The sequence below is a fragment of the Rhodococcus chondri genome (assembly GCF_036327435.1).
Lineage (GTDB): Bacteria > Actinomycetota > Actinomycetes > Mycobacteriales > Mycobacteriaceae > Rhodococcus > Rhodococcus chondri.
In genome coordinates this window covers 15,534-41,263 of sequence record NZ_JAUZMZ010000023.1, presented here as the reverse complement: position 1 = coordinate 41,263, position 25,730 = coordinate 15,534, and the positions used below count along the sequence as shown (strand labels likewise).

The following is a 25,730-nucleotide window of genomic DNA, read 5'->3' as shown; positions in this document are numbered from 1 at the left end:
GGGTGGCCGGGAGGCGGCCGCGTATCCGCCGCCGACCGCTCCGAGTCCCACGGCGCCGAGGGCGGCGGCGCCCCCACCGAGGAGACGACGCCGGCTGAACTCAGCCACCGTGGTTCATCCCTCCGGACGACGGCTCATAGTTCTCCTGCGCCCCCGCGAAGTCGCGGACCTGCGCGGTGAAGTCCTTGGTGGAGCCGTCGTCGAAGGTCAGAGTGAACGTCACCTCGGTGCCGGGGGTGACGGGTTCGATGAGGTCCATGAGCATGAGATGGTCACTGCCCGGAGCAAGGCTGTGGCTGGTGCCGGCCGCGACGGTGAGGCCGTCCGCCATCTCACGCATGACCATCGCCCCGGCGTCGCCGCCTGCCATCTCGTGCAGTTCGGTCCGGGTTGCGCTGGGGCTCGACGCGGCGACGACGTGGACGTCCGCGTCGCCGCTGTTCTCGAGTTCGGCGAAGGCGCCGGTCATGCCGCTCTCGGCGGCTTTGGCCCACGCCGAGGAAACGGTGACCGTCTCTGCGGCCGTCGGGGTCGTGGTGTCGGATCCGCACGCCGTGGCAGTGAGCAGTGCTGTTGCGGCGGCAGCGGTGTAGAACAGTGTCTTCTTCACGGGATTCTCCGTCGAATGTGCGCGCCGGGCAGGCGCGTCGATGCGCGGTCGCCTGTTCGGCGACCGGAGGTCTGTGCTGTCGGTGTCAGACCGTGACGGGTGGTCCGCGGGTGCCTCGGCCGCCCGCGAGGAGGACACCGCGACGGACGCGCGTCCGGTACGCCGGAGGGGTCGAGCCCTCGAGCCGGACCGGCGCCGCGGAATAGAGGTCGGGCACGATCCGGCGGAGTGCCGCGAGAGCGACGCGGCAGCCGGACTCGGCCCCGCGGACCAGCAGCGCCGCGACAGCGATCGCGACGACGTGCGCGAAGAACATGACCGGCCCGGGTACGTGCAGGTGGCCCTCGTCGAGCGCGAGCACGAGGTGACCGATCACCTGGCCCGCGGCGAGCGCGAGCGGGACGGAAAGCCTGGTTCCGCCGGCGAGCACACCCACAGCGACCGCGACCGCAACGAGCAGTACGGCCCCGGCCTGACCGGGGGCTTCGCCGCCGGCCAGAGCGTGCGCGGCCACACTCACCGCGATCGACGTACCGCAGACGAAGGCCGCGCGCATCCGCGCTACGAACCTCGCCTCGCCAGCCATGTCGCCAGGATACGGCAGCGACCACGAGCTACTACCCACTGTCGTAATGATCACCCTTGCGGGCGATATCGACGCACTGTCGATAAGATGTCGACATCGCGTCGATAAGTGTCACGGTTCGGCGCACGCCCTGTTCAGCCGACGAAAGATCCACACATGTTTCTGGCCCTGCGCGAACTGTGGTTTGCGCGCACCCGATTCCTCCTGATGGGGGCGGTCGTCGCCCTCATCTCCATCCTCATGGTGATCCTGTCCGGTCTGTCGTCAGGACTCGTCATCGACGGTGTCTCCGCGCTGCAGCGCACACCGGTGCAGGCATTCGCCTTCGCCGAGGGCACCAAGACCGACTCCGCATTCTCCCGCTCGGTCGTCACCGAGGAACAAGCCGACGCCTGGCGCAACCGCCCGGATGTGGCGCAGGCCGAACTGTTCGGCAACACCATCGTCAACGCCAAGACCGACAGCGGCACACCCGTCGACCTGACCCTCTTCGGCATTCGTCCCGGCTCGTTCCTCGAGCCGACCGCATCCGAGGGCACCGCACTCGGGGCGGACACCGACATCGTCCTCAGCGACAGTGCGCGCGACGCCGGTGTCGCTCTCGGCGACACCATCATCGTCGACCGTCTCGGCACCGAACTGAACGTCGTCGGATTCACCGACGACAAGCGCACCTTCGGGCACGTCGACGTCGCCTACGTGCCGCTGTCCACGTGGCAGGAAATCCACGCGGGCGTCGAACTCGGTGAACAGGCACCGGAAAGCGCCTACACCGAGGCCAGCGTCGTCGCGATTCAGGGCACCGACGGCTCACTCCCCGACCTCGCCGCAGGTGACGCCGCTGCCGGCACCGCAACGAAGACCCTCGAGGAGTCCTTCGATTCGTCCCCCGGCTACACCGCCGAGACGATGACGATGACGATGATCAAGGCGTTCCTCTACGCGATCTCCGCTCTCGTCGTCGGCGCCTTCTTCACCATCTGGACCGTGCAGCGCAGCCGCGAGATCGCCGTACTCCGCGCAATGGGCGCCTCCACCGGCTTCTTGCTCCGCGACGCGGTGTTCCAAGCGGTGCTCGTGCTCGTGGCTTCCGTCACGGTCGGGGTGCTCATCGGCCTCGGACTCGGTGCCGGACTCGAAGGGAGCGGCATGCCGTTCGTGCTGGAAGCCGGACCGATTCTGCAGGGTGCTCTCTTGCTCATCGCGCTCGGCCTGATCGGCGCCACCGTCGCCATCGTCCGCATTGTCCGCGTCGATCCGCTCGCTGCACTGGGAGAGAACCGATGACCGTCACGACCACCACCGGGCTCGTCCTGTCCGACGTCTGCCTGTCCTTCGGCGACGGTGACAGCACCGTTCACGCCCTCGATCATGTGGACCTCAGTGTTCGCGCCGGTGAGCTCATCGCCATCGTCGGACCCTCCGGGGCCGGCAAATCGAGCCTGCTGGCCGTCGCGGGCGGGCTCACCCGACCCTCGTCGGGCACCGCCACGGTCGACGGCACCGAGCTCACCAAGCTCGATCGTCGCGCGTTGACGGCCATGCGCCGCGAACGCATCGGCTTCGTCTTCCAGGCGGGCAACCTGCTGCCGGCGCTCACGGCTCGCGATCAACTGCGACTCGTCGGGAAGATCACCGGTCGCGACGTCCGCGACCCCGACGAACTGCTCGAATCCGTCGGCATGAGCCACCGCGCCGACCGGCGCCCGGGCCAACTCTCCGGCGGTGAACGTCAGCGTGTCGGTATCGCCCGGGCACTGATGAGCCGCCCGTCGCTGTTGCTCGTCGACGAACCCACAGCCGCGCTCGACCGCAAGCGCAGTCACGAGGTCGTCGAACTGCTGGCACAGGAAACCCACGAAGCCGAGGTCGCTACGATCATGGTCACCCACGACCACGACGTACTCCGGCACTGCGACCGGGTACTCGAAATGGTCGACGGGACGCTCCGGCCACACGACTGACCGGTTTACACAACGGTGAGAGGAGGGCTCGGTGCCGAAGATTTCCGCAGCGACCGTCGCGGAACATCGCGCGATTCAGCGCCGGGCCCTCCTCGACGCCGCGCTCGAACTCCTCGCCGAGGCTCCCGAACGTGCCCCCACGCTCGGTGAGATCGCGGCTCTCGCCGGGCTCGCCCGGTCCAGCGCGTACAACTATTTCCGATCCCGCGACGACCTGCTGAGAGCGGTCGTCGTGGACATGTTTCCTCGATGGAACGCCCGGGTGGTCGAGGCGATGAACAAGATCACCGACCCGGGCGAGCGGGTGCTGGCATATATCGATGTGAACCTGCAGCTGGTCGCCGAGGGTGAGCACGCGATCGTCGGCGCTCTTGCCACCTTCACACCCCAGGCATTCACCGATGAGAGCATGCTCGCGATGCACGACGATCTGGTTCTGCCACTCGTCGACGCACTGCGCGCGAGCGGCGCCGCAGATCCCGAACTCGGCGCGGAACTGATCAGCGCACTTCTGCACAAGGGCACCGAACTGATCGAAGCGGGTCGCGGACTCGACGAGGTTCGCGCTGCTGTTCGTACTGCGCTCGCAACCGCACACCCGTGACGTTTCACGTGAAACCTCGACGTCCGCTGCAGCAGCTCACACCGTGCGTGCGCGGATGGGCAGTTCGCGGAGTGGCCGACCGCCGTCGATGAAGAGGCGAGCGTGCGAGTGGGTCACTGCCGCGATGCGGTCGAGAGCCGCGATGCCGGCTTCCGGATGCCGCCCGTCGAGCGCACCCACCCGGATCGCGAAGACGAGATCGAACGGACCCTCCCCCTCGACCGGAACGAAGTCCTCGATGGCCACCCGGCGTGCAGTCAAGCGTCCTGAGGCGATCTGGCTACTGGAACGGGCCTCGAGTTGCCCGATCGCCGCCGCCGATCTGTCGATGGCAACGATATGTCCAGTGGTCAGCCGATCGGCGACCGCGCGAGCCGCGGCACCGGGACCGCAGCCGATTTCCAGCACTCGCAGGTGCGGCTGTATCGGCAGCGCTGCAACTATCTCGGCGAGTCGTGGAGAAAGGTGGGTCGTCACAGCTCACCTGCCCGCAGAGCGAGTCCTGGATCCGACATGTCACCAGTGTGACCCGACGGTGGGCGCGAGCACCCGACCGTTCTTGCCTTCTCGAACAGGAAAAGGTGGGCGCGAACGACTGAAGGACGCTTCCCGGTTTCCCGGAAAACGCCCTTCATCTGCATCTTCGACTGTGGAGCCTAGGAGATTCGAACTCCTGACATCTGCCTTGCAAAGGCAGCGCTCTACCAACTGAGCTAAGGCCCCTCACCGCTTCAGCGGCTGGAAACCTCGTGCCATTCGTCTTCGCTCCGAAGCATTCGGGCGATTCCGAGAGCAACCAGCACAGCAGTTCCCACTACAAGGAGAACCTTCATGCTGGTGGCCCTTTCGGCACGGGGAGTGGGCCTAGGAGGACTTGAACCTCCGACCTCTTCGTTATCAGCGAAGCGCTCTAACCGCCTGAGCTATAGGCCCTCGAACCGATTTGGAACACTACCCCACCTAGGCGCGTAGAAACAAATCGCCTCGGTGGGGCAGCGTTACCGCAGGTCAGTCCGGGTCGGCGAGCGTGACCTGAACTCCGCCGACCAGGTCGGTGCACAGGTTGTAGATGAACGCACCGATGGTCGCGAGCGCGGTCAGAAGCACCGTGTTGGCGAGTCCGATGACGGTGGCGTAACCGAACACCTGACCGGCGGTGACCAGGCCATCGCTGCCGGCATCCGACACGATGTCGGTGAAAGCGCTGTTCAGACGCTCCCAAACGCCCATTCCGGCGAGTACGCCGTAAAGCAGTCCCACTGCGATCATCCACACGAAGAACAGTGAGATGGAAATCACCGAGGAAATCTTGAGCATCGACCACGGGTCGATCCGGCGTACCTGCACCGTCGCCCGAAGCGGGTCGCCCGCGCCCACCGCGGCGGGAACAGCGACGGGAGCTGCGTGCGGCGCCTCGGGCGCGGGCTGGGCAGTCGGATGCTTGACCGACGACAGATCGGGAAGGTCCTTCGCGAGGTCCTTGCGCTCGATATGGCGGGTCGGACCGTCGATGACCGCGGCCTTCGCCTTCGCGGCGTTCCGATCGGCCGATTGCGCGCCTCCGGTTGCCGACGGCGCCGCGGTGCCGGTGATCACCGGACGGGTCGACGGGGCCGCCCCGGACGAGTTGGGCGCCTTCTGCTGCGTGGCTCCGGACGGACCGGCAGCCGATTGCGGTGATCCGGAACGCTCACGCTGCGGGGCGCCGGCCGGCTGGCCACCGGACGACTTACCCAAGCCGACACCGGGGACATTGGTCTGCGGCTTGTTCTGTGGAGGCGCGTTCTGGTGACTCCCCTGCGCAGGCCCTTGCGCGCCCTGCTGCTGGCCGCGCTGCCACGGCGGCTTGGGGCCCGCGGGACGCGCGGCCTGCGCAGGCCGCTGTCCTGCACCGGTCGCGTCGCCCTCACGATTGGCGGCACCGGCGGCCGGTGCGGCCTTGCCACCGGCCTGCGGAGGCTTGGACGTGGGTGACTCGACGGTCTTGTTGCCACCCAGTCCGGGCGCCTCGGCCGCAGGCTTCGCCACCGGCGGCTTGTCTGCCGGAGCCGGCGTCTTGGACGCCGGACTCGGGGCCTGATCCTTCGGCGTGGAACCCCTCGGCGCGGAGTCCTTCGGCGTGGACTCCGGTGAAGACACCGGTCCGGGAGGTGCGGACGACACTTCCTGGCCGTTCCTGATCTCGGGCGTCCGCGCGGGTGGCCGCTGCTCGGCTCCGCTGGGTCCCTGGGGAGTGCTCACTTACGACTCCTTCGCTTCGGATGCGTCGCTCACCTCGGGCTCGTCGGCGTTGCGGGCGATCGCCAGCAATGTGTCGCCCTCACCGAGGTTCATCAAACGCACTCCCTTCGTCTGTCGACCGGCCTTGCGCACCTGCTTCGCGGGGGTACGGATGACACCACCGCCCGAGGTGATCGCATACAGCTCGTCATCGTCCTCGACGATGCGCGCCCCGACCAGAGTGCCACGCCTGCGATCGAATTGAATCGTCAAGACGCCCTTACCGCCGCGACCCTGAACCGGGTAGTCCTCCATCGGGGTGCGCTTGGCGTACCCACCGGACGTCGCGACGAGCAGGTACGTGCCCTCTTTCACGACGTTGAGCGAGAGCAACCTGTCCTCGCCGTTGAACCGCATGCCCTGCACACCGGAAGTCGCGCGGCCCATGGGACGCAATGCCTCGTCGGTCGCGGAGAACCGGATCGACTGTCCCTGTTCCGAGACGAGCAGCAGATCGTCCTCCGAAGAACAGAGCACGGCTCCGACCAGCTCGTCCTCGTCGCGCAGGTTGATCGCGACGATGCCGCCGGTGCGGTTGGAGTCGAAGTCCGACAGCCGCGACTTCTTCACCAGACCGTTGCGGGTGGCGAGCACCAGGTACGGCGCGTCCTCGTAGGTCTTCAGCCGGATCACGCCCTGAATGCGCTCGTCCGGCTGGAACGCCAGCAGGTTCGCGACGTGCTGGCCGCGCGCAGTGCGGTTGGCCTCGGGCAGTTCGTACGCCTTCGCGCGGTAGACCCGCCCCTTGGTGGTGAAGAACAGCAGCCAATCGTGGGTGGACGTCACGAAGAAGTGTTTGACGATGTCGTCCTGCTTGAGGTCCGCACCCTTGACGCCCTTGCCGCCACGCTTCTGCGACCGGTACAGGTCGGTGCGTGTGCGCTTCGCGTAGCCGGTCTCGGTGATGGTGACGACCACGTCCTCGCGGGCGATGAGGTCTTCGTCGGCGACGTCGCCGTCGGCCGCGATGATGCGGGTGCGTCGATCGTCGCCGTACTTCTCGACGATTTCGATCAGCTCGTCGCGGACGATCGCGCGCTGACGTTCCGGCTTGGCGAGGATGTCCTTGTAGTCCTCGATCTCGCGTTCGATCTCGGCGAGATCGTCGATGATCTTCTGCCGTTCGAGCGCGGCGAGGCGACGCAGCTGCATCGCCAGGATCGCGTCGGCCTGGATCTCGTCGACGGTGAGCAGCTCGATCAGGCCGGTACGGGCGATGTCGACCGTCCGAGACCCGCGGATCAGGGCGATGACCTCGTCGAGTGCATCGAGCGCCTTGACCAGGCCGCGCAGGATGTGGGCGCGTTCCTCGGCCTTGCGCAGCAGATAGCGCGTACGGCGGTTGATGACTTCGAGCTGATGGTTCACATACAGCCGGATCATCTGGTCGAGCCGCAGGGTGCGCGGCACGCCGTCGACGATCGAGAGCATGTTGCAGCCGAAGCTGGTGTGCAGCTGCGTGTGCTTGTACAGATTGTTGAGCACGACCTTGGCGACCGCATCGCGCCGCACGGTGACGACGATCCGCATGCCGACGCGATCGGACGATTCGTCGTGGATGTCGGAAATGCCGGCGATCTTGCCGTCGCGGACCTGTTCGGCGATCGAGGTGATCAGGTTGTCCGGATTCACCATGTAGGGCAGTTCGGTGATGACGATGGTCGATCGGCCCTTGGCGTCTTCTTCGATCTCGACGACGCCGCGCATCTTCACCGAGCCGCGCCCGGTGGTGTACGCGTCGTGGATGCCCTGCGACCCGACGATGAGACCGGAGGTCGGGAAGTCGGGTCCCTTGATGCGTTCCATGACGGCCGCGAGGGTCGCTTCTTCGTCGGCCTCGTAGTTCTCGAGCGCCCAGTAGATCGCGTCGGCGACTTCGCGCAGGTTGTGCGGCGGAATGTTCGTCGCCATACCGACCGCGATGCCGCCCGACCCGTTGATCAACAGGTTGGGGATACGGCTGGGGAGAACCTTCGGTTCCTGCGTGCGCCCGTCGTAGTTCGGCTGGAAATCGACAGTTTCGTGATCGATTTCGCGGAGCATCTCCATCGCCAGCGGCGTGAGACGGCACTCCGTGTATCGCATGGCGGCCGCGCCGTCGTTGCCGCGGGAACCGAAGTTGCCCTGCCCGTCGACGAGGGGATAGCGCAGCGCCCACGGCTGCGCGAGTCGCACCAGGGTGTCGTAGATGGAGGCATCGCCGTGCGGGTGGTAATTGCCCATCGTCTCGGCCACGGCGCGGGCCGACTTCACATAGCCGCGGTCCGGCCGGAATCCGTTGTCGAACATGGCGTACAGCACACGACGGTGCACCGGCTTGAGGCCGTCACGCACGTCGGGCAGAGCGCGGCCCACGATCACGCTCATCGCGTAATCGATGTAGCTGTTCTGCATTTCGTGCTGGATGTCGACGGGCTCGATGCGGTCGTGCCCCGGCCCCTCCGGAGGCAACGTGGTGTCGGTCATGAGCTCCTTCTTCTACTCGGCTCGAACGTCCGGTCCGGGCCTTCGCCCGGTGGACGTCTCGCAACCACCCGAGTCTATAGGTGCAGGTCAGCTAACACAGCGGAGGACACCACTTTCCGCCCTGCCGGGTGAGTGGAGGCTTCGCCGATCACGCCGCCGGACCGTCGCTGCGTGTTCCCGCAGTGCCGGTTCGCCCTCCCTGCTGCTCGATCCACCCGTGCATCTCAGGCCTGCCGTTCGTCCCGGTCCGCCGCCGCACCGACCCACGCGGCCACCTCACGCTCACGCCGAAGTTCCTCGGAAGTCGGCGTTGCCATCAGCGCCAGCACCGGGACTGCGAGCACTCCGACGCCGACGATGAAACCGGGAAACAGCAACGACATCACGGTCATGCCGGCAGGACTCGGGGCAGCCGGATCGACGGTTACGTCGATCCCGGCCATGCCGGTGTAGTGCAGCGACACGACCGCACACCCCATGACCAGAGCGGCGGGTATACGAACAAGCCAATGTTCCGCATTGCGTGAGAGCCACAGCGCGGTGATCGAGGCGACGACACCGATGAGAATGGAATACAGCACGAACGTCGTGCCCTGATCCAGGGATCCCTGGATTCGTACCGCGGCCATGCCGTTGTAGTGCATACCGGCGACCGCGAAGCCCATGATGACACCGCCGATTCCCAATCGCGACGTCGGCGACACCGACCGCATCCACGGAACGTCGGCGTCCAGCAACCACAGGCCGAACCAGGTTGCTCCCACGGCGAGCACCACGGAGAAGATCGTCAGCCCCAGGCCGTAGCGCACGGAGGATCCGGGGACCGCGAACCCCATCATCCCGATGAAGTGCATCAGCCAGATCGCGACACCCCCGATCGACAGCGCGGCCATGAAAGTCCAGCGACTCCGGTTGGATCCGGTGTGAGCGGTTGCCGCCCGCCGGGCGCAGGTCAGTCCTACGAAGGAACCGACAACCGATGTGAGATACGCGAGAAAGAAGACCCACGTCCCCATGGCGAAGTGGTGAAGCTCGTGCGACATGCGCCCCCCATGACAATGCACTTCCCGGCGCAGCCCCCGCGTGGTGGTGTACCGGATCGACCGGACAACTTCGAACGACGTCCCCCGACGCCACCTAACCTACGATATGAACATCAATCGTATTGGGTAAGAAGAGATTACGCGGCCACCCGACCGATGCCGACAAACCGCGCATCTCCTCACCGCTGTATCCACGACCGTGAATCAGCGGTCCGTCACTGCCCCACAGGCTGATGCAACTTCCGCAGCGCGTACTCCGTCACGGTGACGAGAGCCTGCTTCGCCGACTCACGTGCACGCGCATCGATGGACACGATCGGCACCTCCGGGGAGATCGCCATCGCCTGACGGATGTCCTCGAGCGGATATCGCGGTGCATCGTCGAACTCGTTGATCGCGACGATGAACGGCAGGTTCCGCGCCTCGAAAAAGTCGACGGCAGCGAAACTCTCGTCCAGTCGCCGGGTATCGATCAGCACGATCGCGCCGATAGCGCCGCGGATGAGGTCGTCCCACATGAACCAGAAGCGATGCTGACCCGGCGTACCGAACAGGTACAGCACGAGATCCTCGGCCAGACTGATACGGCCGAAGTCCATCGCCACCGTGGTGGTCGCCTTCTGAGGCGTTGCGGTGAGGTTGTCGACCCCATCACTGGCGTTGGTCACCAGCGCTTCGGTGCGGAGCGGAACGATTTCCGACACTGCCCCGACCAGCGTGGTCTTACCGACACCGAAGCCGCCGGCGATCACGATCTTGGTCGAGGTCACGCGCTTCGTGGCGTTAGAGTTCGCGAAGTCCACTCAGGACCCTTTCAATCAGCTCACGACGCTCGGCGTCGCTCGAATCGTCTTTCAGCGTGGCCAGGATCTGTACATGCCCGGCTTCGACGAGGTCGGCGACGAGAACACGGGCCACTCCGAGCGGCACACCCACCCGAGCCGCGATCTCGGCGACCGACGGGGATTCCTTACACAGCTCCAGAATCGTGGCGTTGATGTTGTCCAGGTCCCGGCGCCGATCATCGGTGCCGGGGATTGCCTGGATCAACGCCTCCAACGCCAGTTCGACCGCAGGAGCTGTACGTCCCGAAGTCAGCGAGTACGGCCGGACCAGACTGGGCTGGTCCGGCACCGACTCCGGCTTACGCGGTTCCATGGCCACCTCGACGTCAGGACCCCTGGCCGACCCGCGGTGTCGCCTCGACCGAAGCACCCACCCGGTCCACCAGAAGTGCCATCTCGTAGCCGACCTGTCCGATATCGCATTCCGACGCGGTCAGCGCCGCAAGATGAGAACCGTCGCCGACACTCATCAGCAGCAGGTACCCGTGCTGCATCTCGACGACCGACTGCAGCACACCCCCGCCGTCGAACAACTGCGACACGCCGTTCGACAGGCTTGCGAGGCCCGAGGTGACCGCAGCGAGTTGCTCGGCGCGGTCGATGGGAAGGTGAGCGCTGGCAGCCATCAACAGGCCGTCGGCGGACACGAGGACTGCATGCGAGACACCGGGAACTTCGCGCGCAAAGTTGGAAACCAACCAGTCCAGCGGACGGGTTACATCGGATCCATGGTCAATGTTCATCGAACTCCCTGTTCATTGTTCTCACGTGTACTTGCATTCGCCGAGGCGCGTCCACTCAGGACGCCCCTCTGGTGGCGACTGAGGTTTGCCCGAATGGCTTCCGGGTCCCGGCGTCGAATCGTCTTCGGCTGTTCCGCCGGAGTCGGGGGCTTGACGGCACCCGGCACCAGGCGATGTCCCGGCGCGCGGCGTGGCAGGCCCGCGGTGGTGTGTTCTTCCACCGGCGTGGCCGCCGCACGTTGCGCGGCTTCCCACCCGGCGTCCGCGGCGGACTGCCACTCCCGCTTCCGCCGGTCCTCGGGCAGGCTCGTCGGATCGATCAGCCAGTCCGACATCATGTGGGAAAAGATCGGTGTGCCGGCCGCAGGGTGCGGTCTCAGGGCGTTGACGTCGGGACGCGGCTGGAAGAACGAGGCCGTCCTGGCCGAGTTCGTCCGGTAGCGGTGCCGGGTGGAGCGAATGTCGTCACCCTGCGCCGATCCGGGTGCCCCGGTGGATACGGGCTCGTTCCCATTCGGCGTGGCCGTGGCAGGCCGCGCGAACGGACCGTTGTCGTCGGATCGCTGCGGAGGAAGTCCGGGTGTCGCGCCGGGGCGACGCTGCGGCAGCCCGTTGGGAGCTTCGGGCGGCTGTGGTGCGGCGGTACGGCCGGGTTGCAGGCCCGGTGTCGCACCGGGCCGACGCTGCGGAAGACCGGGTGCGGCCACAGTGGACTGTTGTGCGGGAGCCGGTGCGGGCGCACGCTGCGGCACACCGGGCGTAGCGCCGGGCCGACGCCGCGGAAGACCCGAACCACCCTCGCCGGGAGCCGAATCAGGTGCACGCCGGATCGGTTCGGCGGGAGCCGGCGCGGCATGCGCGGACGGCACGTACGAGGACGGTCGAGGCCGCGCCTCCCACTCCCGACGGTCGCGCTCCTGCCGCTCCCGGTCCTGACGCTCCCATTCCTGACGCGCTCGGAGCTGAGACTGCCGTTCCTGCTCTTCCTGCTGCAGACGGCGTTCCTGCTCACGCTCGGACTGGTAACGCTCCTGCTGCTCCCGCTCGCGCCGGTCGTGCTCGCGCCGCGCCCGTTCGGCTTCGTCGGCCGATCCGGACTGGCTGCGCTGGGGCAGAGCCGACACGAATGCGGCCGCGGCATCGGGCTGGATACGCCGCGGAGCCGGCTGCGATTGCGATTGAGGCAGACCGGGCGTGGCGCCCGGCCGGCGGGTGGGAAGGCCCGGGGTCGCACCCGGCCGGCGCTGCGGAAGCCCGGAGGCCGCACCGGAACCGCCGTGTCGCACTTCCTCCGACGGCGGTGCCTGCCGCACTGCCTCGGACGGTGCGACCTGTCGCGCAGCCTCCAGCGGCGTGAATTCGGGACGTCCCGATTCCGGACGATGCTGTTCCGAACCCGCATACTCGGATCGATCCTGCTCCGAACGAACCTCGTCGCGATCGGTCTCCGTACGAACCGGCTCCGACGGTGCCGGTTCCAGTTCGGGCCGGGCAGCGGGAAGTGGCAGCTGCGGCATATCGCGCGAGGCGACCGGCTCGGGGCGCGCGGCTTCCGCCGGCACCAACGGCTGCGGACCTGTTTGCGACAGCGCGAGCGGCGACACGAGCAGCACGTCCGGAATGTGGACGCTGGCGGTTATACCCGGGTTGCGGGCCGTGTCGAAGGTCGGGCGCAGACGCACGGTGAGCGCGTGGCGCTCGGCGAGCCGCGACACCACGAACAGACCCATGTGACGTGCCGTGTCCGGTCCGACTTCGCCGCCCTGCGAAAGCCGGATGTTGATGACCTCGAGTTCGTCCGCCGGGATACCGATGCCACGATCGGCGATCTCGACGAGCAGACCGCCGTCGACGGCGCGCGCGAAGCTGAACGTCACGTTGCTGTCCGGCGGAGATGCCCGCAGCGAGTTGTCGACGAGTTCGGCAAGAAGGTGGACGATGTCGGTTGCCACCGCGCCACTGAGCGCACCGTCCGGCGTCGAACCGATCTGAACTCGCTGGTAATCCTCGACCTCGGACATCGCGGCGCGAAGGATGTCGCCGAGCTGAACCGGCGCGGAATGACCGCGGCGCATCCGGGTACCGGAGAGGATCAGCAGGTTGTCACCGTTGCGGCGCATACGGGCCGCGAGATGGTCCAGCCGGAACAGACTCTCGAGACGACTCGGATCCTTTTCCTCGTACTCGAGCTTTTCGATGAGACCGAGCTGCTGCTCGACGAGGGACTTGCTTCGTCGGGCGAGGGTCTCGAACATGTCGTTGATCTGCAGCCGCAGGTGCGCCTGCTCACCTGCCAGTCGCAGGGCCTGGCCGTGCATATCGTCGACGGCGCGAGCGAGCTGCCCGATTTCCTCGGTGGTGTGCACCGGGACACGCGTGAACTCGATGTCCTCGATGTCGTCGCCGACCTTGATCCGGTCGATCGCCTCGGGCAGCTCCTGCCGGGCGACCTTGAGGGTGCCGTAACGCAGCCGGCGGATCGGGCCGACCAGCGACCGGGAGACCAGCAAGGCGAGAACGAGAGCAGCCAGCAGCGTCGCAAGGACGATCGCGGTGTCGCGGAGGGCGGCAGAACGGGTTTCGGCGGCGCGATCGAGGACTGTCGAACTGATCTGCTGCGACGCGTCTTCGATGATGCCGCCGTAGACGTCGACGCTGTTGAGCATCGACGCGCGCAGGTTGAGGATCGGAAGCGGTCCCTGTCCGGCTGCGGCGACCATGTCGGTGCGTTCCTGCACACCGTCGCGCAGCTCGCCGATCTGGGCGTCGGCCAGCGGGTACGACCGGGCGAGCAACTCGAGCATCGCGAGTTCGCCACCGGACGCGGCGATGAGATCCGTGCCGGGCGTGCTGGGGTCGTTGAGGATCTGCAGCACGCCCATGACCTGACCGAACAGGTATCGCTGGGAGTACCAGGCGTTGATCAGGCGGGTGCCGTATTCGACGACTTCCTCATCCGAGGTCTGATCGAGGATCGCCTCGACGATGCGGTTCAGATTGTCGCGAACCTCATTGGTGACCGTCGCGATCTCTTCGATCGGAACCGGGCCGTTCTGCAGCTTGTTGTAGAGGGTCTGAGCGGTCGCGACAGTGCGCTCGAGGTCTGCGGTGACCGCGCCGTCGAAGTCGGGATTCTCGGCGATGGTCTGAACCGACCCGAAGGTATCGCCGAGTCTGTCCATCTCTTCGGGAGTTACAACTCCGGCGGCAGCACTCGCAGTGGCCGTGGCGAAGGCGGTCGAGAAATCGACGATTTCGGGTACCAGGGAGACCTGGTCGGCGGCGGAGGAGAAGTGGACGGCGTTACTGAGCTCTTCTTCGACGCGAAGACCTCCCAGCACCATCGCCACTGTTACGGGGACAGCGAGGACGGCGGTGACCTTCCTGCGAAGACCCCACCCTTCGATGTTCCACCACCGCTGCCGAGGCAGCGATTCGTCACTCATGAGTTACAGCTCTCCTTCCACCCCGCTCCCGCCCGGCGACGAGCACCCGCGAGCATCTCACTCGAAGGTGAGGGCAGTTACCGCTGGATTCGGTCGAACAGGGCGTTCCTGGGTGAGGGCACCATATCGGGACATACAGCGAATATGGAAGAAGATCTTTCCCATACTCTCCGTCATCCCCCTTGCGCCCTGTACGGCAGCCACGCATACGAGTGGCCGAATGAAGTGTACTCACCGGTAACCGGCAGCGTGAGCGGCGTGTCGGAGTGATCTGCCACAAACACGCGACACGCGTTGTGATTTCCCTCACAGCGCGTGCCGCGGCGGTTCGATTTCACCTTCGCTTCATCTTGCATCGCCGGGCCGAACCGGATTTCGCCGATCTCCCGGTCAGACGTCGAGGAATCGTACGTCCTTCGCATTGCGCGTGATGAAGCTGCGACGGGCCCCGACATCCTCACCCATCAGAATGCTGAACAGCTCGTCCGCCGCTGCGGCGTCGTCGAGCGTCACCTGCCGGAGGATGCGCACGCTCGGATCCATGGTGGTCTCCCACAACTCCTTCGCGTTCATCTCGCCCAGACCCTTGTACCGCTGGATGCCGTCGTCCTTGTTGATCTTCTTGCCGGCAGCCAGACCGGCCTCGAGCAGACCGTCACGCTCGCGGTCCGAATACGCGAATTCCGGTTCCGTACGCTGCCACTTCAGCTTGTAGAGCGGCGGCTGTGCGAGATACACGTGACCGTGCTCCACCAACGGGCGCATGAACCGGAACAGGAGGGTGAGCAGCAACGTGGCGATGTGCTGACCGTCGACGTCGGCGTCGGCCATCAGCACGATCTTGTGATAACGCAACTTGGCGAGGTCGAACTCGTCATGGATGCCGGTACCGAATGCGGTGATGATCGACTGCACTTCGGCGTTCTTCAGCACGCGATCGATACGCGCCTTCTCCACGTTGATGATCTTGCCGCGCAACGGCAGGATCGCCTGGTACATCGAGTCGCGGCCGGACTTCGCCGAACCACCGGCGGAGTCACCCTCGACGATGTAGATCTCGCACTTGGCCGGATCCTTGGACCGGCAGTCGGCCAGCTTGCCGGGCAGACCGCCGATGTCCGTCGCGCTCTTGCGGCGCACGAGCTCGCGCGCCTTCCGGGCCGCGACACGAGCGTGCGCGGACGACACCGCCTTCGTGACGATGGTCTTCGCGTCTGCGGGATTGGCCTCGAGCCAGTGTGCGATGTGCTCGTTGCACGCCTTCTGCACGAAGGACTTGACCTCGGTGTTGCCGAGCTTCGTCTTCGTCTGGCCTTCGAACTGCGGCTCGGCGACCTTCACGGAGATGATCGCGGCCAGACCCTCGCGGATGTCGTCGCCGGTGAGGTTCGGATCCTTCTCCTTGAGGAGCTTTTTGTCTTTCGCGTACCGGTTGACCACGCTGGTCAACGCCGCACGGAAGCCCTCCTCATGGGTGCCGCCCTCATGGGTGTTGATGGTGTTGGCAAAGGTGTGGACGGACTCGGAGTAGCCCGAGTTCCACTGCATCGCCAGCTCGAGCTCGTGACCGGTGCCCTTGGCCGTGAACCCGACGACCGAGTTGTGGATGGGGGTCTTCGTGCGGTTGATGTGCCGGACGTAGTCCTCGAGGCCGCCCGGGTAGTGGTACACCCGGGTCTTGATCTTGTGATGGGGCTCCGGATCGGCCGCCTCCGCAGCTTCTTCCTCGGCAGATTTCGGAGCATCGGCCGTTTCCGGCACGACCTCCTCGGTGACCTCTTCGGGCAGGACCCGCTCGTCGGTGAGCGTGATGGTCAGTCCCTTGTTGAGGAACGCCATCTCCTGGAGCCGCCGCGCGACCGTCTCGAAGTTGTAGACGGTGGTCTCGAAGATGTCGGGGTCCGACCAGAAGCGGACGGTCGTCCCGGTGCGCTTCGTCGGCTCGCCCTTGATCAGCTCACCGGGCTTCGAGTTCGTGTACGTCTGCTCCCAGTGGTAGCCGTCGTTGTCGATCTCGACCTGGAGAGTGCTCGACAGTGCGTTGACCACCGAGATGCCGACACCGTGCAGACCACCGGAGACGGCGTAGGCGTCGGAATCGAACTTGCCGCCCGCGTGCAGCTGGGTCAGCACCACCTCGACCGTCGGCACGCCCGAGGAGTGCATCCCCACGGGGATACCGCGACCGTCGTCGACGACCTGCACACCGCCGTCTGCGAGAAGGGTTACCTCGACCTTCGATGCGTAACCGGCCATCGCCTCGTCGACCGAGTTGTCGACAACTTCCCAGATCAGGTGGTGCAGGCCACGCTCACCGGTGGAACCGATGTACATACCGGGGCGCTTACGCACCGCCTCGAGTCCCTCGAGGACAGTGATGGACGACGCGCCGTACTCATTTTTGCTCTTGTTCGACTTCTGGGCAGCCACGGGTGGGTAGCTCTCCTTCTCCGCCTCGGCCCCGCGCACGTGCGCGACGCATTCCTGACCATCCTACGTCGCCGAAGCCCGGCTGCCGGGCCCGACACAGAATGTGCTTGTTGCACCGCTGACGTCCCCGTAGTGGACACGGAGCGGACCGACACAAGTGAATTCCTATGTCGGCGCATTTGCGTGCCCTGTACGCGACTCCGGCGCCTTCACCTCAGCCGTACGTGTCGCGGGGGCCGCGACCGCGGATGTGCCGCTCACCCTTGCGCCAGCTCGGCGCCGTCGGACCCGTGATCCGCAGTTCCTTCACCACGCCGTTGCCTACCGCCGCCGCGATCCGCGCGAGAATCTGAGACTGCATCATCCGCAGCTGTGTCGCCCATGCCGTGGATTCCGCGGACACGTGCAGCACTCCTTCACGCAGCGTCGTCGGTTGGGCGTGGGACGCGATATCCTCGCCCACCACCCGCGCCCAGCTGCCCATCACCGTGCCCTCGGACACGTGACCGGACCATCCGCGCTGCTTCGACAGCGAACTGACCAGCGACCCCAACGGCTGTGGATCGCGCTCGTCGGGTCCAGGGCCGGACCAACCCCGGCGCCGCCGCCGCGGGCGGAGGGAGCCACGCGACGCGCGGCCCTGCCCGACGGCCTTACCACTCGCCTTGGCGGCGGCCCGCGCCTCCTCGAGGGCACGCCGGGCCAGATCCACGCCGCGCAGGGGCGGTTCGCCGGCGTCGGTGCCCGGAGGCTCGTTCGCGACGGGACCGATCTCGTCGTCATTCACCGGCACCCACCTCTTCTCGTGTGTGGTTCTCGCACTCGACCGGACCCAGAACCGAGACTCTGCCCCGCTCGGTGTCCAGCGCGTGCACGGGGAATCTTGCGCCGGCGAGTTCGGCCGGGACATCCTCGGGGACCGCCGCGGTGATCAGCACCTGCTCGGCCGAGGCCGCGACCGCGGCGAGCGCGGTGCGACGACGGCGGTCCAGTTCGGCGAACACGTCGTCGAGCATGAGCACCGGGTCGGTCCCGTCGTTCCGTAGCAGCGCGAACGCGCCGAGCCGCAAAGACAGCGCGAACGACCACGATTCACCATGGCTCGCATAACCCTTCGCAGGCTGATCGCCGAGGATCAACTCGAGATCATCGCGGTGCGGCCCCACCAGACACACGCCGCGTTCGATTTCCTTCGAGCGGGCCTCGGACAATCGATGCAGGAAGGCGACCTCGATCAGTTCCCGATCGCCGGGATCGACGGGGCGGGCAGGATCGGCGAACTCGGGGGGCAGCGCGTCGGCCAGGCTGCTGCGGTAACGCAACACCGCCGGACGGGATTCGGGTGCGATAGACCGGTATGCCTCGGCCACGTGCGGGGCAAGCTCGTGCAGCAGCGCGATCCGTGCGGCGACCAATTCGGCTCCGTGTGCGGCGAGGTGCCCGTCCCACACGTCCAGCGTGGCCAACGCACTGGCACCGTCGCTCGAGCGGGTTCCGCGCCGCAGCGCCCCGCCCGCCGTCTTGAGCAGCGCGGATCGTTGCCGCAACACCTTGTCGTAGTCGGCACGGACACCGCTCAACCGCGGAAATCGGGTGCTGAGCAGTTCGTCGAGAAATCGGCGCCGATCCCCGGGATCGCCCCGGACGAGCGCGAGATCCTCGGGGGCGAACAGCACGGTGCGCAGGATCCCCAGAATCTCCCGGGGCCGCCGCTGCGGCGACTGATTGATCCGGGCCCGGTTGGCCTTGCCCTCGTTGATCTCGATGTCGATCCCGAGCTCACGTCCGCCGTTTGCGACGAGAGCGCCGACGAACGCTCGAGACGTTCCGGTGCGCAGCAGCGGGGCATCCGAGGACACCCGGTGCGACGACAACGTCGCCAGATATCCCAGAGCCTCGAGCAGGTTGGTCTTACCGTGTCCGTTACGCCCCAGAAAGACCGTGGCGCCTGGGCTCAGATCTGCGGAAACCACTTCCCACGAACGGAAGTCGCGCAGTGAGAAGCTACGAACGTACACGGCCGCCCAACTTCCTGCCTGCCGGTCAGCCCGGCAGGCGCACGGGCATCAGCAAGTAGGTGTAATCGCTGTCCGGTGCGGCGAACGTGCCCGATTCGTCGGGCACCGGCTCTTCGTCCACGGCGGCACGCAGCACCGCGGGACGGCTCGAGGTGGTGAATCCGAACAGCACCTTGTCGGAGTGCAGCGAGGTGAGCCCGTCGAGGAGGTATCCGGGATTGAACGCGATGACGAGGGGCTCGCCGTAGAACTCCGCCGGATGCGATTCCTCGGCGCGGCCGGCGTCGTCGCCGCCGGCCGACAGCAGCACGCTGCCTTCGGAGAACTCGAGACGGACCTGAGCTCCACGCTCGGCGACGAGGGCGACACGCTTGATGGCCTCGACCAGGGGCGCGATCTCGACGGTGGCCATCGCGGTGTGCTCGCTCGGCAGCAGCTGCCGGAACTTGGGGAACTCGGCGTCGAGAAGACGGGTGGTGGTACGACGACCATCGGCGACGATGCCGAGCAGGCCGTCGGCACCCACCGACGAACCACTGCCCAGAGCCAGCTGAACCGGCGAAGTAGAAGATCCGCCAACGGTTTTCGCTGCCTCGGACAGGGTCTTCGACGGAACGAGCACTGCGGATTCCGCGGATTCCGCGGTGGGCATCCACTCGAGTTTGCGCACTGCGAGACGGAAGCGGTCGGTGGCGGCGAGCACCATGTCGGTGCCGTCGATCTCGACGCGGATGCCGGTGAGCATCGGCAGCGTGTCGTCCTTGCCCGCCGCGACGGCAACCTGGCTGATGGCCTCGGCGAACAGGTCTCCGGCCAGCGAACCCGTCTGCGGGGGAAGCTCCGGGAGCTGCGGGTAGTCCTCGACCGGCATCGTGGGAAGGGAGAACTTCGCACTGCCGCACGTGATGAGTACCCGGGTGCCGTCGAGAACGACGTCGACGGGCTTGTGTGGCAGCGAGCGCGTGATGTCGGCCAGCAGTTTGCCGGAGACGAGCGCCTGACCGGGCGTGATGACCTCTGCCGCGACGTGGACCTGGGCGGACACCTCGTAATCGAAGCCCGAGACGGTCAGGCCGTGCTCTTCGGCACCGAGCAGCACACCGCCGAGGACAGGAACCGGCGGGCGCGACGGCAGGCTACGGGCCACCCACGCGACAGAGTCGGCGAAGTCCTCGCGAGCAACACGAAACTTCATGGTTCCAAGCTCCATTGCCCGGTGGATCCTCTCGGTCGTCGGTCTCGACAAGTCGTACGAAGTCTGACACAAGGCCCCGACAACGATGAGCGATGCCGGGGATGCGGCTCCACGGTATGCCTTCCCCGGCGGGTTGGAAAGCCGGACCCTCGAGGTCGAGAGACCTCTCGAGAGGCCTGTGGACTCGAGCGATCCACACACCTGTTTTCAAAGAAGATTTTTATAGAGAACTCACAGAAGTAGTAATAGGTCCTGTGGAATCTGTGGATCGATCGACGTCTACGCTGGTGAGGAGGAGTTCTCGAGGGTGCCTCACTCGAGGATGAACTCGAGGAATTCTCGAGGACAAATGTGGACTCCTCGAGACAGTTCGACTTTTGTCCACCGCCCGTCCACAAAGATCCCACGTTCTGCACATGCTTGTCCACAGGTGTGAACTGGTCGAACTTCTCGAGATCCGGGACGAAAAAAACATCGGGAGCGTCTGTGGAGACGCTCCCGATGCTCTGCCGGCCGGTGACGGCCGCTATCGCTTGGACCGCTGTTTGATGCGTGCGGTGAGTTCCTGCACCTGGTCGTACACCTTGCGTCGCTCGGTCATCTCCTTGCGAATCTTCTTGTCCGCGTACATAACCGTGGTGTGATCGCGACCGAAGGTCTGCCCGATCTTGGGGAGCGACAGGTCGGTGAGCTCGCGGCAAAGGTACATGGAGATCTGCCGGGCCGCCGCCAGCGGACGAGCCTTTCCCGGGCCGCGCAGGTCGTCGATGGATGTCCCGAAGTACTCCGCCGTCACCGCCATGATGGTGGCCGCATTGATCTCGAGCGCCGACGAATCGGGCATCAGGTCGCGTAGCACCACCTCGGCCAGCGTGAGGTCCAGCGGCTGGCGGTTGAGCGACGCGAATGCCGTGACCCGGATCAGCGCACCCTCGAGTTCGCGGATGTTGCGTTCGATCCGGCTGGCGATCAGCTCGAGGACGTCGTGCGGGACGTTGAGACCGTCCATGCGCGCCTTCTTGCTGAGAATCGCGATGCGCGTCTCGAGTTCGGGTGGCTGCACGTCGGTGATCAGACCCCACTCGAATCGGGTGCGCAGCCGCTCCTCGAGTGTTGCAAGCTGCTTCGGCGGCCGGTCCGACGACACCACGATCTGTTTGTTGGCGTTGTGGAGGGTGTTGAAGGTGTGGAAGAACTCCTCCTGGATACCTTCCTTGCCTTCGATGAACTGGATGTCGTCGACCAGCAGGATGTCGGTCTCGCGGTATCGCCGCTTGAACGCGACCTTGCGGTCGTCGCGCAGGCTGTTGATGAAGTCGTTCGTGAACTCTTCGGTCGACACGTACTTCACACGCATGCCCGGGAACAACCGCTGCGCGTAGTGCCCGGCCGCGTGGAGCAGATGCGTCTTGCCCAGGCCCGACGCGCCCCAGATGAACAACGGGTTGTACGCGCGGGCCGGCGCCTCGGCGATCGCGACGGCCGCCGCATGGGCGAACCGGTTGGAAGCGCCGATCACGAACGTGTCGAAGGTGTACTTCGCGTTGAGGCTGCTCCCCATGACGGGCGTCTCGGGCGGTGGCGGTTGGGTGAAGTACGACGGCCACGACTCGCGGACCGCGGTGAGGGCCTCGTGGTCGTCGTCGACTTCCTCGAGTTCGCCGGCGTCACCGTCGAGTGGTTCGTAATCGCGGCCGGACATGAATCGCCGCCGGTACTGCGACATCGAGTCCCGGACGGGGTGGCCGTCGGGTCCGGCTCCTCCCTCGCGGGGTGCCTGTTCTCGGGGGCCCTGCTCGTGAGATGCCGGCTCGCGTCGACCCTGTTCGCGTCGACCCTGTTCCCGGCGTCGTCCGTCGGTGGGGTGTGGTTCGCCCGGCAGGCCTTCCAGGGGCAGCGTGTCGCGAGGTTCGGCATAGGGATCCTCCGCCGGATCGTCCATACGTTCCCGCGGTTCGACCCGGACACCGAGACCTTCGACACGGTGCCCGAGATAGCGGTTGAGGACCCGCAGGATCGGTTCGCGAAGATCGCGTTCGATGGACTGCTGAGCCAGCGAGGACGGCACCGACAGCAGGGCGAATCCCTGAGCGAGGGTGATCGGCTTGACCAGCGCGAGCCACGCCTTCTGACTCTTGGTCAGCTCGCCGTCTACGACGGCCAGCTCGGCGACGACGTCCGACCACACATCGGCAAGCGCGTTCGGCTCGTCGTTCACGTAGCTTCCTCCCACAGGGTCGACCGGATTTCCACACAATTATCCACAGGTGTGGACAACCGGGTGAATCACCAGGTCAAAGGTGTGGATGGGAGGCGCAGGTTGTGTATCGACACCGTGCTCGGCGGCCGTTCCTGCGAACCCAGTGTTACATACGATGCGGTTGTGACTCCCGGCCCGGGGAGCGTGTGTCAGCGAAATGCACGCACGACGGGCGGGCGTGCACATCGTCGGTGGGCGTGTTTCGGCTGGAAGTTGCGGCCGGGAAGAACGCGGTTCGCCGACAGAGCCATGGCAGGGAGCGTACCTCGAGAGTGACCGCTGTCACATCCCCTGCGGGGCATGAGATCCGGCGAATTCATCGGCGTGTCGGGTTGCGCAGGCACAGTTGTCGCGGTTTGATTTCGCGTCTGCCACCGAGTAACCTCGAACAGTCACTCGTACAGTAGTGGCGGATTCGTGCTGCTTCAGTTGTTCAGCGCAGCGCGAATCATGCGAATTCCGTACATCAGACCGATGGCGCCTCCCGGCGTCACAGTATTTCGAGGAGTGTTGACCGTGGCCAAGGGCAAGCGGACGTTCCAGCCGAACAACCGACGCCGCGCGCGCGTTCACGGCTTCCGTCTCCGGATGCGTACCCGTGCGGGTCGCGCGATCGTATCGGCGCGCCGCCGTAAGGGCCGCGCCGAAGTCACCGCCTGATCCCAGAAACGGAAGCTCGGGGTGTTACCTGAGCCGTATCGACTACGGCGCCGCACGGACTTTTCCGATACTGTCCGTCGCGGACGTCGGCAGGGACGGCGAGATCTCGTCGTTCATGCGCTCGAGCGGGATCAGTCCGAGTTGGTGGTGAGTTACGGCGGCCCGCGTTTCGGGCTTGTCGTCAGTAAGGCTGTCGGGCCGGCGGTGATTCGACATCGAGTCGCTCGCCGGCTTCGTCATATCTGCGCCGGCCTCGTCGAGGCGATTCCCCCGAATACCGATGTGGTGTTGCGCGCCCTCCCGGGTGCCGCGACCGCCGACTCGCGTGAGCTCGGCAAGCAGGTGCGTTCCGGGCTCGAGCGCCTCGGTCTTCTCGAGGTCGGCACAAGTGGCGTTCCCGAGCGCGGGAAACTCGCCGAGGCGGGGAACGACGCATGAGTTCGGCCTGGGCGTCGATCCGCTCCGCACCCGCGCGTGCGTTGATCTTCTGCATCGAGCTCTATCGCACGTATGTGTCCCCGACCCGGATGCCGACGTGCCGTTTCACTCCAACCTGCAGCGAATACGCCGTCGAGGCGATTCGTACCCGTGGTGTGGTGACCGGCTCGGTACTGTCGATCGTGAGACTGCTCAAATGTGCACCTTGGCACCCTGGCGGGTGGGATCCGGTGCCCGAGCGTCGACATCGGTCGTCCCACGCGGCGGGTACCTGACCGGCGTGCGCAGACCCGAGACCAACGCCGCTGCGTGGCGATGATGGACGACCAGAGGAGTACATAGAGCCGTGCTCGACTTCATCTACTATCCCGTGTCCTGGATCCTGTGGTTCTGGCACAAAGCCTTCTCGTACGTGTTGGCACCCGACAGCGGCTGGACGTGGGCGCTGTCCGTGGTGTTCCTCGTCTTCACTCTTCGCGCCATCCTGTACAAGCCGTTCGTCAAGCAGGTGCGCACGACCCGGCAGATGCAGGAGCTGCAGCCGCAGATCAAGGCCCTGCAGAAGAAGTACTCCAAGGACCGTCAGCGGCAAGCCCTCGAGATGCAGAAGCTCCAGAAGGAGCACGGCTTCAACCCCCTGATGGGCTGCCTGCCGGTCCTCCTGCAGGTTCCGGTCTTCATCGGCCTGTTCCACGTGCTGCGCTCGTTCAACCGGACCGGCACCGGCGTGGGTCAACTCGGTCTGACCCCGGAAGAGAACGCACAGCTCGGCAACTACGCCTTCAGCGCGGCCGACGTTGAATCCTTCCTCAGCGCCCGCCTGTTCGGCGCCCCTATCTCTGCCTGGATCACCCAGCCGGTCGCGTCGCTGGAAGCCTTCGCGCCGTTCGGGGAAATCCCGACGCGCTGGGAAATCGCCGCTGTCGCGGTTCCGTTGATGATCGTGGCCGGCATCGCGACGCACTTCAACTCCCGCGCATCTGTGGCCCGGCAGAGCGCAGCGGCAGCCGCGAACCCGCAGGCCGCGATCATGAACAAGCTGGCCCTGTATGTGTTCCCGCTGGGTGTTCTCGTCGGTGGCCCGTTCCTCCCGATCGCCATCCTCCTGTACTGGGTGAGCAACAACGTGTGGACCTACGCACAGCAGCACCTCGTCTTCCGTCGGATCGACAAGGAAGAAGAGGAGAAGCACGCCGCTGCGCTGGCACGCCGCAACGAGAATGCGCCCAAGCCGGGTGCCCGCCCCACCAAGGCGAAGAAGAAGGGTGTCGCTGCGGCCGATGCCGCGGATACTCCGCAGTCCGAGGACGAGGCCGGCGAGGTGTCGCTGCGGAAGGACACCGAGGCGGACGCGTCGACCCCGATCGAGAAGGGCGACGGCACGACAGCGTCCCCCACGGAGCCTCGATCCAGCACACCCCGGCCGGGTAGCCGGCCCAAGAACTCCAAGCGCAAGCGGCGCTGACCGAAGTAGAAGAGAGCTGATCATGGCCAGTGACCTGGACAAGGCACAGGAGAACCTCGAGGTGACCACCGAGACTCAGGCACGCGATCCTGAACTCGACACCGACCTTGCTGCCGACGACGACGATTACCTGATCGAAGAGGGTGAGATCGCCGGCGATTATCTCGAGCAGCTGCTCGATGTGCTCGACTTCGATGGCGACATCGATCTGGACGTCGAGGGCGATCGGGCCGTCGTGAGCATCGACGGTGGCAAGGATCTGTCGAAGCTCGTGGGACGCAACGGTGAGGTACTCGACGCGCTGCAGGAGCTGACGCGGCTTGCGGTGCAGCAGGCGACGGGTGAGCGCAGCAAGCTGATGCTCGATGTCGCCGGCTGGCGTGCCGGTAAGCGCGCCGAGCTGTCCGAGCTGGGTGCGTCTGCCGCCAAGCGGGTTCTCGCCTCCGGGGAGCGCGAGGAACTCGCGCCGATGACACCGTTCGAACGCAAGATCGTGCACGACGCGGTCGCTCAGATCGATGGTGTGTCGAGCGAAAGCGAAGGCGCCGAGCCTCATCGTCGCGTTGTGATCGTCAAGGACTGATCGCGGCCGGTGCAGTCATAGGAGGGACCCCGCACGATGCGGGGTCCCTCTTCCGGTTTCAGCGGTTGGGGTATCGGTAGGTCCCAAGGTCGGG

The 25,730-nt window shown here is 66.0% G+C and carries 23 protein-coding genes and 2 tRNA genes; 8 read left to right on the top strand and 17 right to left on the bottom strand.

Annotated elements, in window-relative coordinates; translation table 11 throughout:
- Positions 1-100: 100 nt before the first annotated feature.
- Together Q8814_RS06480 and Q8814_RS06475 are read right to left on the bottom strand one after the other, a co-directional pair.
- Positions 101-610 carry a copper chaperone PCu(A)C gene (locus Q8814_RS06480; protein ID WP_330151197.1) on the bottom strand — a complete coding sequence of 170 codons (510 nt, stop codon included), beginning with the start codon at positions 608-610 and terminating at the stop codon, positions 101-103.
- An 85-nt stretch (positions 611-695) separates the two neighbouring features.
- Positions 696-1,196 carry a hypothetical protein gene (locus Q8814_RS06475; RefSeq protein ID WP_330151196.1) on the bottom strand — a complete coding sequence of 167 codons (501 nt, stop codon included), beginning with the start codon at positions 1,194-1,196 and terminating at the stop codon, positions 696-698.
- Positions 1,197-1,352: 156 nt separating this feature from the next.
- Between Q8814_RS06475 and Q8814_RS06470 the strand changes: the two genes are divergently transcribed.
- From Q8814_RS06470 to Q8814_RS06460, 3 genes are read left to right on the top strand one after another with little or no spacing between them, the layout of a single operon-like run.
- Positions 1,353-2,483, top strand: a complete 1,131-nt coding sequence (locus Q8814_RS06470; RefSeq protein ID WP_330151195.1) for an ABC transporter permease — start codon at positions 1,353-1,355, stop codon at positions 2,481-2,483.
- Positions 2,480-3,160 (top strand): ABC transporter ATP-binding protein, encoded by a 681-nt coding sequence (locus tag Q8814_RS06465; protein ID WP_330151194.1) that lies wholly within the window; start codon positions 2,480-2,482, stop codon positions 3,158-3,160. Before Q8814_RS06470 ends, Q8814_RS06465 begins: the two co-directional genes overlap by 4 nt.
- A 31-nt stretch (positions 3,161-3,191) precedes the next feature.
- Entirely contained in the window at positions 3,192-3,764 is a 573-nt protein-coding gene (locus Q8814_RS06460) for a TetR/AcrR family transcriptional regulator (protein ID WP_330151193.1), read from the top strand.
- A 36-nt stretch (positions 3,765-3,800) separates the two neighbouring features.
- On the opposite strand, the gene Q8814_RS06455 is transcribed toward Q8814_RS06460, so the two are convergent.
- The 15 genes from Q8814_RS06455 to dnaA all read right to left on the bottom strand — a co-directional run bounded on the left by Q8814_RS06455 (position 3,801) and on the right by dnaA (position 22,418).
- The gene (locus Q8814_RS06455) at positions 3,801-4,241 is read right to left on the bottom strand and encodes an SAM-dependent methyltransferase (protein ID WP_330151192.1); all 441 of its coding nucleotides are present in this window, start codon (positions 4,239-4,241) and stop codon (positions 3,801-3,803) included.
- A gap of 173 nt (positions 4,242-4,414) precedes the next feature.
- Positions 4,415-4,487, bottom strand: a tRNA-Ala gene (locus Q8814_RS06450).
- Between the two features lie 136 nt (positions 4,488-4,623).
- Positions 4,624-4,697: transfer RNA gene (locus tag Q8814_RS06445), tRNA-Ile, on the bottom strand.
- A gap of 75 nt (positions 4,698-4,772) precedes the next feature.
- Complete coding sequence (locus Q8814_RS06440; protein WP_330151191.1) at positions 4,773-6,005, bottom strand: DUF3566 domain-containing protein; 1,233 nt, start codon at positions 6,003-6,005, stop codon at positions 4,773-4,775.
- A complete protein-coding gene (gene gyrA, locus Q8814_RS06435) occupies positions 6,006-8,510 on the bottom strand; it encodes a DNA gyrase subunit A (RefSeq protein ID WP_330151190.1) in 2,505 nt (834 codons plus the stop codon). It lies immediately after the preceding gene.
- A gap of 224 nt (positions 8,511-8,734) precedes the next feature.
- Complete coding sequence (locus tag Q8814_RS06430) at positions 8,735-9,553, bottom strand: MHYT domain-containing protein (RefSeq protein ID WP_330151189.1); 819 nt, start codon at positions 9,551-9,553, stop codon at positions 8,735-8,737.
- Between the two features lie 215 nt (positions 9,554-9,768).
- A complete protein-coding gene (locus Q8814_RS06425) occupies positions 9,769-10,323 on the bottom strand; it encodes a GTP-binding protein (protein ID WP_330151188.1) in 555 nt (184 codons plus the stop codon).
- A 13-nt stretch (positions 10,324-10,336) separates the two neighbouring features.
- On the bottom strand, positions 10,337-10,711 hold the full coding sequence (locus Q8814_RS06420) for a DUF742 domain-containing protein (RefSeq protein ID WP_330151187.1): 375 nt from the start codon (positions 10,709-10,711) through the stop codon (positions 10,337-10,339).
- A 13-nt stretch (positions 10,712-10,724) separates the two neighbouring features.
- A complete protein-coding gene (locus Q8814_RS06415) occupies positions 10,725-11,141 on the bottom strand; it encodes a roadblock/LC7 domain-containing protein (protein WP_330151186.1) in 417 nt (138 codons plus the stop codon).
- Positions 11,138-14,587, bottom strand: coding sequence for a sensor histidine kinase (locus tag Q8814_RS06410; protein ID WP_330151185.1), 3,450 nt, complete (start codon positions 14,585-14,587; stop codon positions 11,138-11,140). The genes Q8814_RS06415 and Q8814_RS06410 overlap by 4 nt, the downstream gene beginning before the upstream one ends.
- Positions 14,588-14,977: 390 nt before the next feature.
- Entirely contained in the window at positions 14,978-17,017 is a 2,040-nt protein-coding gene (gyrB, locus tag Q8814_RS06405) for a DNA topoisomerase (ATP-hydrolyzing) subunit B (protein ID WP_330151184.1), read from the bottom strand.
- A 214-nt stretch (positions 17,018-17,231) separates the two neighbouring features.
- Positions 17,232-17,789, bottom strand: coding sequence for a DUF721 family protein (locus Q8814_RS06400; protein ID WP_330151199.1), 558 nt, complete (start codon positions 17,787-17,789; stop codon positions 17,232-17,234).
- Positions 17,790-17,796: 7 nt separating this feature from the next.
- On the bottom strand, positions 17,797-19,035 hold the full coding sequence (gene recF, locus Q8814_RS06395) for a DNA replication/repair protein RecF (RefSeq protein ID WP_330151183.1): 1,239 nt from the start codon (positions 19,033-19,035) through the stop codon (positions 17,797-17,799).
- Between the two features lie 25 nt (positions 19,036-19,060).
- A complete protein-coding gene (gene dnaN, locus Q8814_RS06390; RefSeq protein ID WP_330151182.1) occupies positions 19,061-20,245 on the bottom strand; it encodes a DNA polymerase III subunit beta in 1,185 nt (394 codons plus the stop codon).
- 511 nt (positions 20,246-20,756) lie between these two features.
- Positions 20,757-22,418 (bottom strand): chromosomal replication initiator protein DnaA, encoded by a 1,662-nt coding sequence (gene dnaA / locus Q8814_RS06385; RefSeq protein ID WP_408015847.1) that lies wholly within the window; start codon positions 22,416-22,418, stop codon positions 20,757-20,759.
- A gap of 588 nt (positions 22,419-23,006) precedes the next feature.
- Between dnaA and rpmH the strand changes: the two genes are divergently transcribed.
- The 5 genes from rpmH to Q8814_RS06360 all read left to right on the top strand — a co-directional run bounded on the left by rpmH (position 23,007) and on the right by Q8814_RS06360 (position 25,636).
- Entirely contained in the window at positions 23,007-23,150 is a 144-nt protein-coding gene (gene rpmH / locus Q8814_RS06380; protein WP_330151180.1) for a 50S ribosomal protein L34, read from the top strand.
- Between the two features lie 21 nt (positions 23,151-23,171).
- Positions 23,172-23,588: a ribonuclease P protein component gene (gene rnpA / locus Q8814_RS06375; RefSeq protein WP_330151179.1), complete on the top strand. Its 417-nt coding sequence runs from the start codon at positions 23,172-23,174 to the stop codon at positions 23,586-23,588.
- Positions 23,585-23,863: a membrane protein insertion efficiency factor YidD gene (gene yidD, locus Q8814_RS06370; protein WP_330151178.1), complete on the top strand. Its 279-nt coding sequence runs from the start codon at positions 23,585-23,587 to the stop codon at positions 23,861-23,863. The genes rnpA and yidD overlap by 4 nt, the downstream gene beginning before the upstream one ends.
- A 71-nt stretch (positions 23,864-23,934) precedes the next feature.
- A complete protein-coding gene (gene yidC / locus Q8814_RS06365) occupies positions 23,935-25,053 on the top strand; it encodes a membrane protein insertase YidC (protein ID WP_330151177.1) in 1,119 nt (372 codons plus the stop codon).
- 22 nt (positions 25,054-25,075) lie between these two features.
- The gene (locus Q8814_RS06360) at positions 25,076-25,636 is read left to right on the top strand and encodes a Jag family protein (RefSeq protein WP_330151176.1); all 561 of its coding nucleotides are present in this window, start codon (positions 25,076-25,078) and stop codon (positions 25,634-25,636) included.
- Positions 25,637-25,730: the final 94 nt, after the last annotated feature.

Excerpts from the sequence above, each read along its gene's own strand:
- Q8814_RS06420 (WP_330151187.1), bottom strand. The coding sequence starts at position 10,711 with ATGGAACCGCGTAAGCCGGAGTCGGTGCCGGACCAGCCCAGTCTGGTC.
- Q8814_RS06360 (WP_330151176.1), top strand. The coding sequence starts at position 25,076 with ATGGCCAGTGACCTGGACAAGGCACAGGAGAACCTCGAGGTGACCACC.
- yidD (WP_330151178.1), top strand. The coding sequence starts at position 23,585 with ATGAGTTCGGCCTGGGCGTCGATCCGCTCCGCACCCGCGCGTGCGTTG.
- Q8814_RS06475 (WP_330151196.1), bottom strand. The coding sequence starts at position 1,196 with ATGGCTGGCGAGGCGAGGTTCGTAGCGCGGATGCGCGCGGCCTTCGTC.
- Q8814_RS06470 (WP_330151195.1), top strand. The coding sequence starts at position 1,353 with ATGTTTCTGGCCCTGCGCGAACTGTGGTTTGCGCGCACCCGATTCCTC.
- Q8814_RS06410 (WP_330151185.1), bottom strand. The coding sequence starts at position 14,587 with ATGAGTGACGAATCGCTGCCTCGGCAGCGGTGGTGGAACATCGAAGGG.
- Q8814_RS06465 (WP_330151194.1), top strand. The coding sequence starts at position 2,480 with ATGACCGTCACGACCACCACCGGGCTCGTCCTGTCCGACGTCTGCCTG.
- gyrA (WP_330151190.1), bottom strand. The coding sequence starts at position 8,510 with ATGACCGACACCACGTTGCCTCCGGAGGGGCCGGGGCACGACCGCATC.
- Q8814_RS06430 (WP_330151189.1), bottom strand. The coding sequence starts at position 9,553 with ATGTCGCACGAGCTTCACCACTTCGCCATGGGGACGTGGGTCTTCTTT.
- Q8814_RS06415 (WP_330151186.1), bottom strand. The coding sequence starts at position 11,141 with ATGAACATTGACCATGGATCCGATGTAACCCGTCCGCTGGACTGGTTG.
- dnaN (WP_330151182.1), bottom strand. The coding sequence starts at position 20,245 with ATGGAGCTTGGAACCATGAAGTTTCGTGTTGCTCGCGAGGACTTCGCC.